Origin of the sequence: Saccharomonospora sp. NPDC046836, from assembly GCF_040645195.1 — a bacterium.
Classification (GTDB): Bacteria; Actinomycetota; Actinomycetes; order Mycobacteriales; family Pseudonocardiaceae; genus Prauserella_A.
In genome coordinates, this window is the sequence record NZ_JBEYXW010000036.1 from 1 (window position 1) to 13,415 (window position 13,415).

At 69.4% G+C, this 13,415-nt stretch carries 11 protein-coding genes; 6 read left to right on the forward strand and 5 right to left on the reverse strand.

Annotated features, from left to right (window positions below; all coding sequences use genetic code 11):
- Positions 1-336: 336 nt before the first annotated feature.
- Positions 337-1,680: a type I glutamate--ammonia ligase gene (gene glnA, locus ABZ863_RS28880; protein ID WP_358541967.1), complete on the reverse strand. Its 1,344-nt coding sequence runs from the start codon at positions 1,678-1,680 to the stop codon at positions 337-339.
- 29 nt (positions 1,681-1,709) lie between these two features.
- Complete coding sequence (locus ABZ863_RS28885) at positions 1,710-3,068, reverse strand: MFS transporter (protein WP_358541970.1); 1,359 nt, start codon at positions 3,066-3,068, stop codon at positions 1,710-1,712.
- On the opposite strand from ABZ863_RS28885, the gene ABZ863_RS28890 reads away from it, so the two are divergent.
- Positions 3,067-4,056, forward strand: a complete 990-nt coding sequence (locus ABZ863_RS28890; protein ID WP_358541972.1) for a helix-turn-helix domain-containing protein — start codon at positions 3,067-3,069, stop codon at positions 4,054-4,056. The genes ABZ863_RS28885 and ABZ863_RS28890 overlap by 2 nt on opposite strands.
- Before the next feature lie 10 nt (positions 4,057-4,066).
- Positions 4,067-4,771 carry an LppX_LprAFG lipoprotein gene (locus tag ABZ863_RS28895; RefSeq protein ID WP_358541974.1) on the forward strand — a complete coding sequence of 235 codons (705 nt, stop codon included), beginning with the start codon at positions 4,067-4,069 and terminating at the stop codon, positions 4,769-4,771.
- On the opposite strand, the gene ABZ863_RS28900 is transcribed toward ABZ863_RS28895, so the two are convergent.
- Complete coding sequence (locus ABZ863_RS28900; protein WP_358542099.1) at positions 4,768-6,291, reverse strand: alpha/beta hydrolase; 1,524 nt, start codon at positions 6,289-6,291, stop codon at positions 4,768-4,770. The two genes, ABZ863_RS28895 and ABZ863_RS28900, sit on opposite strands and share 4 nt — an antisense overlap.
- 132 nt (positions 6,292-6,423) lie before the next feature.
- Here ABZ863_RS28900 and secA2 point away from each other — a divergent pair, with 132 nt between their 5' ends.
- Genes secA2 through ABZ863_RS28915 form a run of 3 tightly spaced genes read left to right on the forward strand, consistent with a single transcriptional unit; the run spans position 6,424 to position 11,090 of the window.
- The gene (secA2, locus tag ABZ863_RS28905) at positions 6,424-8,748 is read left to right on the forward strand and encodes an accessory Sec system translocase SecA2 (RefSeq protein WP_358541976.1); all 2,325 of its coding nucleotides are present in this window, start codon (positions 6,424-6,426) and stop codon (positions 8,746-8,748) included.
- Positions 8,749-8,768: 20 nt separating this feature from the next.
- Positions 8,769-10,499 carry an NAD+ synthase gene (locus ABZ863_RS28910; RefSeq protein WP_358541978.1) on the forward strand — a complete coding sequence of 577 codons (1,731 nt, stop codon included), beginning with the start codon at positions 8,769-8,771 and terminating at the stop codon, positions 10,497-10,499.
- Positions 10,500-10,544: 45 nt separating this feature from the next.
- On the forward strand, positions 10,545-11,090 hold the full coding sequence (locus ABZ863_RS28915) for a methylated-DNA--[protein]-cysteine S-methyltransferase (protein ID WP_358541981.1): 546 nt from the start codon (positions 10,545-10,547) through the stop codon (positions 11,088-11,090).
- Here ABZ863_RS28915 and ABZ863_RS28920 read toward each other — a convergent pair.
- Positions 11,057-11,635, reverse strand: coding sequence for a DinB family protein (locus ABZ863_RS28920; RefSeq protein ID WP_358541983.1), 579 nt, complete (start codon positions 11,633-11,635; stop codon positions 11,057-11,059). The two genes, ABZ863_RS28915 and ABZ863_RS28920, sit on opposite strands and share 34 nt — an antisense overlap.
- A gap of 13 nt (positions 11,636-11,648) precedes the next feature.
- Positions 11,649-12,341 carry a DUF998 domain-containing protein gene (locus tag ABZ863_RS28925; protein ID WP_358541985.1) on the reverse strand — a complete coding sequence of 231 codons (693 nt, stop codon included), beginning with the start codon at positions 12,339-12,341 and terminating at the stop codon, positions 11,649-11,651.
- 177 nt (positions 12,342-12,518) lie between these two features.
- Between ABZ863_RS28925 and panB the strand changes: the two genes are divergently transcribed.
- Positions 12,519-13,394 carry a 3-methyl-2-oxobutanoate hydroxymethyltransferase gene (gene panB / locus ABZ863_RS28930; RefSeq protein ID WP_358541987.1) on the forward strand — a complete coding sequence of 292 codons (876 nt, stop codon included), beginning with the start codon at positions 12,519-12,521 and terminating at the stop codon, positions 13,392-13,394.
- Positions 13,395-13,415: the final 21 nt, after the last annotated feature.

The following is a 13,415-nucleotide window of genomic DNA, read 5'->3' on the forward strand; positions in this document are numbered from 1 at the left end:
AACAGTCAATCTCAAAGAAACCCACAAAGGGGCATAAAAACAAAGCTCTACTGGCTTAGTTCACTAGCACACTGTTGAGTTCTCAAACAACACGCTGAAATGTCTTTCCAGCCTGCTGACCCGAAGCGCTGGACAACCCCATTGCATTTGTCTCTCGGACTTGTGCTCGGAAGGTTGACCCGCTTCAGGGCCGACCAGCAACGTTACCCGGTTCGTTTCGCGGTGTCAACCCGCTCGTCCCGGCCGCTCCTGGCGACGAACAAAAGATTACACGTCTCCAACAGGGGTGAAACAGGGGGGTGCCTTAACCGCGAAACAGCAGGTCAGGACCCTCTTTCACAGCATCGGCAACAGCGTGCGCAGCTCGTAGGGGGTGACCTCGCTGCGATAGTTGTCCCACTCGACGCGCTTGTTCCGGAGGAAGAAGTCGTAGACGTGCTCGCCGAGTGCTTCCGGCAGCAGTTCGGACTGCTCCATCTCCATCAGCGCCTCGCCCAGGTTCTGCGGCAGCTCGGCGTACCCAGCGGCCTTGCGCTCCGAATCCGAGAGCGTCCAGATGTTGTCCTCGGCGGCCGGCGGCAGCTCGTAGCCCTTCTCGATGCCCTTCAGCCCCGCGGCCAGGATCACCGAGTACGCCAGGTACGGGTTGCACGCGGAGTCGAGCGTGCGGATCTCCACGCGGCGCGAGGACGCCTTGCCCGGCGAGTACATCGGCACCCTGACCAGCGCCGAGCGGTTGGCCCGGCCCCAGGACACGGTCGTCGGGGCCTCACCACCCCGGATCAGGCGCTTGTAGGAGTTCACCCACTGGTTCGTGACCGCCGAGATCTCCCGTGCGTGGTGCAGGAGCCCCGCGACGAACGCCTTGCCCGTCTCGGACAGCTCGTACGGGTCCTCGGGGCTGTAGAAGGCGTTGCGATCTCCCTCGAACAGCGACACATGCGTGTGCATGCCCGAACCCGGCTGGTTGCTGAACGGCTTCGGCATGAAGCTCGCCCGCACACCCTGGGTGAGCGCGACCTCCTTGACCACGTACCGGAAGGTCATCACGTTGTCGGCCATCGTCAGCGCGTCGGCGTAGCGGAGGTCGATCTCCTGCTGCCCTGGCGCGCCCTCGTGGTGGCTGAACTCCACCGAGATGCCCATCGCCTCGAGCGCCTCGATGGCGTGCCTGCGGAAATGGGTCGCGGTGGCGTGGCTCGCCTGGTCGAAGTAGCCGCCGTTGTCAGCGGGTTCCGGCGGGCGGCCGTCCTCGGGCAGGTTCGCGAGCAGGAAGAACTCGATCTCCGGATGCACGTAGCAGGTGAACCCGGCCTCTCCCGCCTTGGACAGCTGCCTGCGCAGCACATGCCGCGGGTCGGCCCACGACGGCGAACCGTCGGGCATCGCGATGTCGCAGAACATCCGCGCCGAGTAGTGCCCGCCTTCCGGCGTCTCCCACGGCAGCACCTGGAAGGTCGACGGATCGGGCTTGGCGACCATGTCCGACTCGTAGACCCGTGCGAACCCCTCGATGGCGGAACCGTCGAAGCCGATGCCCTCGTTGAAGGCCCCTTCGAGCTCCGCCGGAGCGACGGCCACCGACTTCAAGAAACCAAGCACGTCGGTGAACCACAGCCGCACGAAACGGATGTCGCGCTCTTCCAGCGTGCGCAGCACGAACTCCTGCTGGCGATCCATGCTCGCGACCCTATGCGCGCCGTGTTAACTCAATGTTTCGGGGTTCCTTGCTCGATCGGGCGAATCCTCATCGACATGAGTGCCGCGAGCGCACACAGGCCACCCGCGACGTACCAGGCGAGGTCGTAACTGCCGAGCTGGTCGCGAGTCAGCCCGGCTCCGAACGCGGCGATGGCAGCGCCCACCTGGTGCGATGCGAACACCCAGCCGAAGACGATCGGGCCTGAGAGACCGAATCGCTGCCGGCACAGCGCGACCGTCGGCGGAACCGTCGCCACCCAGTCCAGCCCGTAGAAGATGATGAAGGCCCACATCGGCGGCTCGGTCGTCGGTGCGAACAGGTGAGGCAGGATCAGCAGCGACGCACCGCGCAGCGTGTAGTACGCACCGAGTAGCCAGCGCGGGTCGACCCGGTCGGTGAGCCAGCCCGATGCGATGGTGCCTGCGATGTCGAAAAGGCCGACCAGCGCCAGCAGCCCCGCGGCCGTGGTGTGCGACATCCCGTGGTCGTGCGCGGCCGGCACGAAGTGGGTACCGATGAGGCCGTTGGTCGAGGCACCGCAGATGGCGAAACCGCCGGCGAGCAACCAGAACACCGGCGTCCTCGCGGCGTCCCGTAACACCGTCAACGCGCGGGCGGCAGTACCCGTCGCGGGCGCGGCGACCGTCTCCACCGGGGCACCGGGGTCCGCGCCGTAGGCCGTCGTGCCCACGTCCGACGGCCGATCGCGCACCAGGAGCAGCACGATCGGCACGACAACCAGCGCCGCACCCGCCACGGTCAGCGATGCGGGGCGCCAGCCGTAATCGGTGGCCAGCATGGCGATCAGCGGCAGGAAGATCAGCTGACCAGCCGCGCCCGCCGCGGTGAGGATCCCGCTGACCAGCCCACGGTGCCGGACGAACCACCGACTGGTGACCGTGGCGACGAAGGTCAGCGCCATGGCGCCGGTGCCGGTTCCGACGAGGACACCCCAGCACAGCAGAAGCTGCCAGCTCGCCGTCATGAACACGGTCAGCCCACTGCCGGCCGACACCAGAACGAGCGCTCCCGCGACAACGCGGCGCATGCCCAGCCGCTCCATCAGCGCGGCCGCGAACGGCGAGATGAAGCCGTACAGCAGGAGGTTGATCGAGACCGCGGCGGAGATGGTCCCGCGGGACCAGCCGAACTCCTCGTGAAGCGGATCGATGAGCACGCTCGGCGCCGACCGGAACCCGGCGGCACCGACCAGCGCGACGAACGCCGCGAACGCGACAGGCCAGGCCCAATGCAGCCGGCGAGAGCGACGCACGACGGTTCGAACTTCGGTCACCCGGACAGCTTGGTCAACACCGGCACCACACACGAGTGGCAAGAATGCCAATATGTGCCAGGATTTGGCCATGCACCGCGTTGTGGTTCTGGCCATCGAGGAAGTCGTCGGGTACGACCTGCACATTCCGCCGCTGATCTTCAGGTCGGCCGAGCGGGACGGTCAGCAGCTCTACGACGTCCGGATCTGTGGCGTCGACGACAGGCCGGTGCGGGTCAGCTCCGGCTACACCGCCGTGCTCGACCACGGCCCCGAGGCACTGGACGACGCGGATACGGTGATCATCCCGGGCACTCATGTCATCGGTCCGCGACAGAAGGGCACCTTGCCTGACGACATTGCGCGTGCGCTGGCCCGCATCCCGGACCACGCACGGATCATGTCGATCTGTACCGGCGCCTTCGTGCTCGGCGCCGCGGGACTGCTCGACGGCAGGCCGGCGACCACGCACTGGCGGAGGGCCGAGGAGTTCCGCGCGCTGTACCCGAAAGTCCGCCTGAACGAGAACGTGTTGTTCGTCGACGACGGTGACGTGCTGACCTCGGCCGGACTCGCCGCCGGGGTCGACCTGTGCCTGCACGTCATCCGCACCGACCACGGCAGCGAGGTCGCCAATGTCGCAGCGCGGTACTGCGTCGTACCGCCCTGGCGTGACGGCGGGCAGTCGCAGTACATCGACCGGCCGCTCGCCGAGCCGAGGGCCGGCAGCACCGCGCCGACTCGGGCATGGGCGCTCGAACGGCTCAGCGAGCGGCTCGACCTCGCCGTCCTCGCCCGGCACGCGCGGATGAGCGTGCGGACGTTCAGCCGGCGCTTCCGCGAGGAGACCGGCCTGCCACCGCACACCTGGCTCACCCGGCAACGGATCCTGCACGCGCGGCAGCTGCTGGAGACCACGGACCTGGCGGTGGACCAGGTTGCGGCAGCGGCAGGGCTGGGCAGCGCGGCGTCGCTGCGCCAGCACCTCAACGCGGCGATCGGGGTGTCGCCGCTCGCCTACCGGCGCACGTTCTCCCAGCGAGCAGGAGGCGTGCGGGAGACGACCGAAACGTCCCGCTAACGTAGCTGCCATGGTGTCCCGGCGGATCATGCTCGTCGTCGTACTCGTGTGGACCCTGCTGGCCGGGTGTACCTCGGCAGGGGGCGCCGGGGAGGAACTGCCCGACGGCACGTCGCTGGTCGAGGCATCGGCGGAGAGCCTGCGTGAGCTGAACACCGTGGCGTTCGACTTCCGGGTCAGCGGTGCGATCCCGGGCCTGACGCTACGGGCAGTCGATGGTGTCGCGATGCGCTCCGGTGGTGAGCACGGCTACGCCCGCGGTGACGCCGACGTGCAGCAGCTCACCGACAGGACGCTGTACCAGTTCGTGCTCTCCGGCGACCGCCTGCGGTTGACCGACCAGGACGGCGACCGCACCGAGCGGCCCGTGCCGGAACAGCTCAGCCCCGCCCGGCTGCTCAGCCCCGAGCACGGGCTCTACCAGCTGCTCAGCCACGCGACGAACCTGAAGACCGAGACCAAGGAGGACCTCGACGACCTCCCCACCTACCGGGTCACCGGCAAGCTGTCCCGCGAGGTCGTCTCCGCGTTCATTCCGGGCATCCAGGCCGACGTCGACGTGAAGTTCTGGGTCAGCGAGGCGGCCGACCGCAACCTCATGCGGGTCTGGGTCCAGGTGCCGCCGCGACAGGAGAGCGCGGGCTCGGTGATGCTCGAACTGGCCCTGTCCAAGCACAACGAGCCGGTGTCCACCGCCGCGAGCCCCACCAGCTAGCAGCGGGTGCCGTCGGCGGGGAGGGTGCCGTCGACCAGGTAGTCCGTGCCTGCGGTGTCCACACACTCGTTGCCCTGCAGGAACACGGTGTGCTGGGTCCCCTCGAACGTCAGCAGCCTGCCGTGCAGGGCCTTGGCGAGGTTCACCCCCGCCTGGTACGGGGTCGCCGGGTCGTTCGTCGTCGAGATCACCAGTGTCGGCGGCACGCCCTGGACGTCCGGCTGACCCGGTTCGGAGGTGTTCGGCACCGGCCAGAAGTTGCACGCATCGCGCGCCGAGGACGGCGGCGTTCCTGGGTCGAGGAACGGGGCGACCTGCGCATAGCGGCGCTGCGCCTCGATGATCTCGTTCCTGTCGGTCACCCTCGGATCGTCAACGCAGCGGACCGCGACAAACGCATCCTGCGTTGTCGCATACCGGCCGTCCGTGCCGCGCTCGTTGTACATGTCCGCCAGCGCCATCAACGCCGTGCCGCGCTGTTGCTTCAGCTCGTTCAGCCCCGAGTTCAGCTGTGACCACAGCTGCGAGGTGTAGAGGGCCTGGATCGTGCCGGTCGTGGCGTCCTGGTAGGAAAGCCTGCGCCCGTCGCCGACCTGGACGGGATCGTCGATCAGGGGCCGGGTGAGGTCCTGGTAGGCCCTGGTGGCATCGGCCGGGTTCGTACCGAGGGCACAGTCCTGCTGCTGCGCGCACCACGAGGCGAACTCACCGAACGCCTTACCGAAGCCCGCCCCCTGCGCCACGGTGGAGTCCACCAGGTCCTGCTCGGGGTCGAGGGCGCCGTCGAGCAGGAGCGCGCGGACGTTGCCGGGGAAGGTCTCGGCGTAGGTGTAGCCGATGCGCGTGCCGTAGGAGTAGCCGAGGTAGGTCAGCTTCTGGTCACCGAGCACCGAGCGCAGCACGTCGATGTCCTTCACGACGTCGCGGGTGCCGACATGGGCCAGCATGTTGTTGCCGTACTCGGTGCGCTGCGCGCACTTCTGCGCGAAGTCGCGCTGCTCCGCCTCCTGCGCCCGCACCCCGGACGGGGTGCCGTCGACCTCGATGTCCTCGGCGCGTTCCGTGTCGCGCTCAGGACCGGTCAGGCACTGCACGGTGGGTTCGCTCGCGCCGATCCCACGCGGATCGAACCCGACGAGATCGAAGCGCTCACCCAGTGGCCGGTTCGCCACGCCGGGCGCGAAGACGGCAGCCGCCTCCATGCCCGAAGCGCCGGGACCGCCCGGGTTGAGGACGAGGGAGCCGATCCGGTCGCCGGCATCGGTGGCCCGCTGGCGGAGAACGCCGATGGTGATCGTGGTGCCCTGTGGCTTGGTGTAGTCGAGCGGCACGGTCAGCCGAGCGCACTCCAGTCCCTCACCCTGAAACGTGGATCTGGCCCGCTCCGATTTCGCGTAGGGCTGGCACGGGCCCCAATCGAGCGACTGTCCGTAGTAGCGCTCGAGCCCGGCGGGGACTGGCCCGGCGGGGCCGGTCGGCTCGGAGGCGGGTTCGGAGGTGCAGGCGGCCAACCCCGTCACGAGAAGTAGACAGGCGGCCAGGGACAGGTAGCGTTCCAGTGCGGGCACAACGTCGATCGTGCCACCGGCACAGGAACTCCCAGGCACCAGCACTGCGTTGGGCGTCGCGGGGATGGAGATAGGAGATCACGGGTGGCGTTGATGAGCCGGGTGGGCAAGCGGCTGCGCAGGATCATCCAGCGCCCGGCCAGCGTGGAGCTGACGCGCTACGAAGCGCTGCTGCCCGCTGTCGAAGAGCGGGAGCCGGACTGCGAGAAGCTCAGCGACGCTGAGCTCACCGAAGCCGCGGCGGCGTTGCGGGAGGCGGACTCCTTCGGTGACACGCAGCTGGTCGAGCTGTGCGCGCTCGGCAGGGAGGCGGCGCGGCGCGGCCTCGGCGAGCGGGCGTTCGACGTGCAGCTGCTCGGCACCATGGGCCTGCTGACCGGCCACATCGTCCAGATGCAGACCGGTGAGGGCAAGACGCTCGCCGGTGCGCTCGCCGCGGCCGGGTACGCCCTGCAGGGCAAGCGGGTCCACGTCATCTCGGTGAACGACTACCTCGCCCGCCGCGACGCCGAATGGATGCGCCCGGTCTACGAGCTGCTGGGGGTGTCGGTCGGCTGGGTCGAGCCGTCGCTGAGCACCGAGGAACGCCGGAAGTCCTACGCCGCCGAGGTGTGTTACGGCGCGGTCAGTGAGATCGGCTTCGACGTCCTGCGGGACCGGCTGGTCACGGCGGAGGCCGAGCTCGTGCAGACGAAGCCGGAGGTGGCGGTCGTCGACGAGGCCGACTCCGTGCTGGTCGACGAGGCGCGGGTGCCGCTGGTGATGGCGGGCTCGGTGGACGCGGGCGTCGCGGACGAGGAGGTCGCCAACATCGTCCGGCGCCTACGGGCGGGACTGCACTACGAGACCGACCCGGACGGGCGCAACGTGTGGCTCACCTCGGCAGGCGCCTCGGTGGTGGAGAAGGCACTCGGCGGGGTGGACCTCTACGAGGAGGCCGGCTCGGACCGGCTCGCCGCGGTCAACGTCGCGCTGCATGCGCACGCCCTGCTGACCAGGGACGTCGACTACCTCGTGCGCGACGGGAAGGTGCAGCTCATCAACGCCTCGCGCGGCCGGGTCGCGCAACTTCAGCGCTGGCCTGACGGGTTGCAGGCCGCCGTCGAGGCGAAGGAGCAGGTGGCCCCGTCCGACCACGGCGAGATCCTCGACTCGATCACCGTGCAGGCGCTGATCGCCCGCTACCCGCAGGTCGCGGGGATGACCGGTACCGCGGTGGCGATCGCAGAGCAGCTGCGCGAGTTCTACCAGCTCGAGGTGGCGGTGATCCCGCCGAACACGCCGAACGTCCGCGAGGACGCGCCGGACCGCATCTTCGCCTCGCCGGGACACAAGCTGCGGGCCATCGTCGCGGAGATCCGCACCGTCCACGACACGGGGCGGCCGATCCTCGTCGGCACCCAGGACGTGGCCGAGTCGGAGGAGCTCGCGGAGAAGCTCGCCAAGGCCGGCCTGCCGTGCGTCGTGCTGAACGCGCGCAACGACGCCGAAGAGGCGGCGATCATCGCCGAGGCAGGCAAGTACGACACCATCACGGTGTCCACCCAAATGGCAGGCCGGGGCACCGACATCAGGCTCGGCGGCGCGGACGGTGCCGACCGGGAGCGGGTGGCCGAGCTGGGCGGCCTGCACGTGATCGGAACCGCGCGGTACCCGAGCAGCAGGCTCGACGATCAGCTGCGCGGACGCGCCGGGCGGCAGGGCGATCCTGGCAGCTCGGTGTTCTTCGCCAGCCTCAACGACGAGCTCGTCCTCGCCAACGCCCCGGACGTTCCGGACGGCATCGAAGCCGACGACGAGACCGGTGAGGTCACCGACCAGACGGCGCATCGCCAGATCAACCACGCGCAGCGCGTCGCCGAGGGCGTCGACCTGGAGATCCACCGCAACACCTGGCGCTACACCCGGCTCATCGAGCACCAGCGAGCCGAGCTGCTGACCTGGCGCGACGAGGTGCTGTGCACCGAGGCCGCGAGCGAGCTACTGGCCAAGGCCGAGCAGGACCGGCACGCGGAGCTGGCGGAGTCGCTGGACGAGGAAACCCAGGTGCGGGTGTGCCGGGAGATCCTGCTGTTCCACCTCGACCAGCTGTGGGCCGACCACCTGGCGTTCCTGACCGACGTGCGGGAGACCATTCACCTCCGGGCCATGGCGCGGGAGACGCCGCTGGACGAGTTCCACCGCGCAGCGATCCCGGAGTTCCACAAGATCCGCGCGGAGGCCGAGAAGCGCGCGGCGAAGGCGCTGGTGGAGGCCGAGATCGCCGAAGACGGTGTCGACCTGGCGAAGGCAGGCGTCCGCAGGCCGACGTCCACCTGGACCTACCTGGTGCAGGACAACCCCTTCGACTCCGACGCCGAGCAGGCGCTGAAGAAGGTACGTGGCCTGCTCCGCAAGAAGCGCAGCTGACAGTGCGCGAGAATGGCGTCATGCCGCAACTGCGCATCGCACTGGCCCAGGTCAACCCCACGGTCGGGGACCTGGCGAGCAACACTGACCTGATGCTCGACTGGGCACGTAAAGCCGCGGAGGCCGGTGCGCACGTCACGGTCTTCCCGGAGATGTCGCTCACCGGCTACCCGGTCGAGGACCTCGCGCTGCGCAAGGCGTTCGCGCAGGCGTCAAGGGCGCAGGTCGACACGCTCGCGGGGCTGCTGGCCGAGGCGGGCTGCGGCGACATGCTGACCTACGTCGGCTATCTCGACGCGGACGAGGTCGGCCCGCGCAACGCGGCCGCGGCACTGCACGGCGGCCAGGTCGTGGCCACGCAGTTCAAGCACCACCTGCCCAACTACGGGGTGTTCGACGAGCGGCGCAACTTCAAGCCGGGGAACACACTCGACGTCGTCCGGCTGCACGGTCTCGACATCGGCATGGTGATCTGCGAGGACCTGTGGCAGGACGGCGGCCCGGTCACCGCGCTCGGTGAGGCCGGCGTCGACCTGATCGTCTCGCCGAACGCCTCGCCCTACGAACGGTCCAAGGACGACGTCCGGCTGCCGTTGGTCGCGCGCCGCGCGAAGGAGGCCGGTGCGCCCATCGTCTACACCAACCTGGTGGGCGGCCAGGACGACCTCGTCTTCGACGGCGACTCGATCGTCGTCGGCGCGAACGGTGACCTGCTCGCCCGTGCCCCGCAGTTCGTCGAGCACCTGCTCGTGCTGGACCTCGACCTGCCTTCCGGCGGCCACTCGGCGGAAGGCGAGTTCGCGGACCTGCGGGTGACCCGCCGGGTTCTCGGCACGGAACCGCTGGCCGCCTACGAACCGCTGGCCGCGCCCACGATCAGCGAGCCGCTGTCCGATGAGGCCGAAGTGTGGTCGGCGCTGGTGCTCGGCCTGCGTGACTACGTGCGCAAGAACGGCTTCCACTCGGTGATCTTCGGCTTCTCGGGCGGGATCGACTCGGCGGTGACGGCCGCGCTCGCGGTGGACGCGCTCGGGCCTGACGCCGTGCACGGTGTCGCCATGCCGTCGGAGTACTCGTCGGAGCACTCGCGGTCGGACGCCGCGGAACTGGCCCGCAGGCTGGGCTGCCACTTCCGCGTGGAACCGGTCGCCGGCATGGTGCGGGTGTACGTCGACCAGCTGTCACTGGCCGGCACCGGCCTCGCCGAGGAGAACATCCAGGCCCGCGTGCGCGGCATGCTCCTCATGGCACTGTCCAACCTGGAGGGTCACCTCGTGCTGGCCACCGGGAACAAGACCGAGCTGGCAGTGGGCTACTCGACGATCTACGGCGACGCCGTCGGCGGTTTCGCGCCGATCAAGGACGTGTTCAAGACCCACGTCTGGGATCTCGCCCGCTGGCGCAACGCCGAGGCGGACAAGCGCGGTGAAACGCCGCCGATCCCGGAGAACTCGATCAGCAAGCCGCCGTCGGCGGAGCTGCGTCCAGGCCAGCTCGACACCGATTCGCTGCCGGACTACGCGCTGCTGGACGACATCCTCGACGACTACGTCGAGGGCGACCGCGGCTACGCCGACCTACTCGCCGCGGGCTTCGACGCCGAGGTGATCGACCGCGTCGTGCGCATGGTGGACAAGGCCGAGTACAAGCGCAGGCAGTACCCGCCGGGTACGAAGATCACCTTCAAGGCGTTCGGCAGGGACCGCAGGCTGCCGATCACCAACGCCTGGCGAGAGACCCACTCGCGATAGCGGGCCCGCCCCCAATGTCGTACCGCTGGCGTAGCGTCGGCATTCGTGGTGGGACTGGGTTTCGCGGTGTTCGAGACGGCGATCGGCCATTGCGGCATCGCCTGGGACGAGCACGCGGTCATCGGCAGCACACTGCCCGAGGGTGACGAGGAACGGACTCGCACGCGCCTGCGAACAGCGTTCCCGGACGCCGTCGAGCAGCCGCCGCCCGCGTTCGCCAGGCACGCGATCGATGGCGTCACCGCCCTGCTGCGCGGGGAAACGCCCGGCGGGCTCGCCGCGGTGCCGCTGGACCTGCGCAGGGTGCCGCCGTTCCACGCGCGGGTCTACGAGGTCGCCCGCGCCATCCCGCCCGGCTCGACCATGACCTACGGCGAGATCGCCGCCCAGCTCGGCGACCCCGGTTCGGCGCGCGCGGTGGGGCAGGCGCTCGGCAGCAACCCGTTCGCCCCGATCGTGCCGTGCCACCGGATCGTCGCTGCAGGCGGAAAGACCGGCGGGTTCTCTGCGCGCGGCGGCACGGCGACGAAGCTACGGATGCTCGCGATCGAGGGCGTTCAGCTGGAGGAGCCGACGCTGTTCGACCTGTAACTCCAGGGCGTCAGCCAGGGTGTCTGGGGCCATCCCTCCGCCGCCGCCATGAGCGGGAAGGCGGTCGCACCGTCGATGGACTCACGGATGATGTCGGCATGCCCGGCATGCCGGGCGGTCTCCTCGATCAGGTGCAGCAGGACCCAGCGCACCGACCAGGCCTCGACGTCGTCGGGAAACCACGGCACACCCTTCGGCACCGGCACCGCCCTGCCGAGATCGTCGATCCCGGCGATGATCTCCTCGGTTTCGGTGGCCACGATCTCGTACTCGCCGATCACGTCCGCGAGCGTCTCCCCCGGCGCGAGCCGGAGATCGCCCCCGTCCTCGGGCGGACGGCCCAGCACCGTACCCAGCCAGCCGCGCTCGGTGGCCGCGACGTGTTTGATCAGCCCGCCCAGGCAGAGCGCGCTGACCGTGGGCGTCGACCTCGCCTGCTCATCGGTGAGGCCGTAGGCGGCGAGGCAGAGGACGTAACGTTGCTGTGCGAGGTAGCCGAGCAGGGCCTCGCGCTCGTCGGCGACCGGACCGATCATCCCGGGCATGCCGGTACCTCCCTCATTCGCCGCGCTCCTTCCACCGCATCCGGACACTGCGCCCGGTGGTGAGCAGGTAGACCGCGCCCACGCCCAGCAGCACGGTCACACCCAGCAACTGCACCCGCCCGGCGAGGCCCACGAAGTGCCTCGGCCCCAGCGAGGTCAGGACGACGACCGCCAGCCACGCGAGTGTCTCCAGCACGACCACGGCGAGCGGGATGACGCGCCAGGGGCCTTCCCACCACAGCAGCAGGCTCAGCGGGCCGAGGACGTAGAGCAGGCTGAGCAGAACGGAGGCAGCGAAGTTGACGTGGTGCGCCTTGGAGACCCCGGTCCGCTGCCGGCAGATGTCGCTGACCGAGGCCGCACAGTCCAGCGTGAACACAGCACGGGCCAACAGCAGCACGCCGAACACGCACACGACGACCACGGTCGTCCGCGCCTTCCAGTGCACGGGCGCCAAGCGCAGCAGCGGCGGGCCTGCCAGTAGGAACGCGACTCCCGCGACGATCTCGAAGGTCCGGAACAGGTCACGATGGGGCTGCCCGCGGGCCGTGAGGTCGTTCGTGGCCGCGTGCAGTGGCGACAGCCCGGTGTCCACGAAGAACTCGAGCACCCAGCCGAGGTGCCCGGCGATGCCGACGGCCACCAACGCCACGCTCGCCACGTGGACACCCACCAGGGTGGGCTGGCGGTGGAGTACCGACGGCATGGCGATGTAAATATCACGCCGGCTCCCGCCCGGGAAGCCAAGAATTCGCTCGACTCCCGTGTGAAGCTGGTCCCAACGGTCTTGGGACTGGCCGTCCGGCGGTGTCACGCTCTAGCGGTAACGATCCACGACCCGGGGACCTCGTCGCAGGCCTCGAGGGAAGGACGGTCGACAACGATGTCCGTGCCCAGCAACAGGGCAGGCGAGGTAGCCGCCCCCTACGGTTCCGGCCCTTCGGCGCAGGCGGGTACGCCGCGCAAGAAGGTCCGCATCCATCACCTGCGTGAGCTGAAGGAGCGCGGCGAGCCGTGGCCCATGCTCACCGCGTACGACATGTACACCGCCGAACTCTTCGACGAGGCCGGGATTCCGGTGCTGCTCGTCGGGGACTCCGCGGCGAACAACGTGTTCGGCTATGACACCTCGCTGCCCGTGACGGTGGACGAGCTACTACCGCTGGTCAGGGCGGTGACCCGCTCGGCCAAGCGCGCGCTGGTCGTCGCCGACCTTCCGTTCGGCTCCTACCAGCTCTCGCCGGAGCAGGCATTGGAGACGGCCGTGCGGTTCATGAAGGAGGGCCGGGCCCACGCGGTGAAGCTCGAGGGCGGGCGGGCGTTCGCGCCGCACGTCAAGGCGCTCACCGCGGCCGGGGTGCCGGTGATGGGCCACATCGGTTTCACCCCGCAGAGCGAGCACAACCTCGGCGGGTACCGGGTGCAGGGCCGCGGCGCCGCCGCCGAGGACCTGGTCGCCGACGCTGTCGCACTGCAGGAAGCCGGAGCGTTCGCGGTCGTACTCGAGATGGTGCCCGCCGAAGCCGCCAAACGAGTGACGCATGAGTTGCACATCCCGACCGTCGGTATCGGCGCCGGACCGGACTGCGACGCACAGGTGCTCGTCTGGCAGGACATGGCGGGGCTGCGCCGGGCGAAGGCGCCGCGTTTCGTGAAGCGCTACGCCGATCTGGCCGGCGTGCTCACCGGGGCGGCGCAAGCGTTTGCCGACGAGGTGCGGCGCGGCGAGTTCCCCGCGCCGGAGCACACGTTCCACTGAGACTGCATGACACAGTGTCGG

Bases quoted from the DNA above. Each gene is read 5' to 3' on its own strand.
- panB (WP_358541987.1), top strand. From the start codon at position 12,519: ATGTCCGTGCCCAGCAACAGGGCAGGCGAGGTAGCCGCCCCCTACGGT.
- ABZ863_RS28885 (WP_358541970.1), bottom strand. From the start codon at position 3,068: ATGGCCAAATCCTGGCACATATTGGCATTCTTGCCACTCGTGTGTGGT.
- ABZ863_RS28910 (WP_358541978.1), top strand. From the start codon at position 8,769: ATGCCGCAACTGCGCATCGCACTGGCCCAGGTCAACCCCACGGTCGGG.
- ABZ863_RS28920 (WP_358541983.1), bottom strand. From the start codon at position 11,635: ATGCCCGGGATGATCGGTCCGGTCGCCGACGAGCGCGAGGCCCTGCTC.
- glnA (WP_358541967.1), bottom strand. From the start codon at position 1,680: ATGGATCGCCAGCAGGAGTTCGTGCTGCGCACGCTGGAAGAGCGCGAC.
- ABZ863_RS28895 (WP_358541974.1), top strand. From the start codon at position 4,067: ATGGTGTCCCGGCGGATCATGCTCGTCGTCGTACTCGTGTGGACCCTG.
- ABZ863_RS28925 (WP_358541985.1), bottom strand. From the start codon at position 12,341: ATGCCGTCGGTACTCCACCGCCAGCCCACCCTGGTGGGTGTCCACGTG.
- ABZ863_RS28890 (WP_358541972.1), top strand. From the start codon at position 3,067: ATGCACCGCGTTGTGGTTCTGGCCATCGAGGAAGTCGTCGGGTACGAC.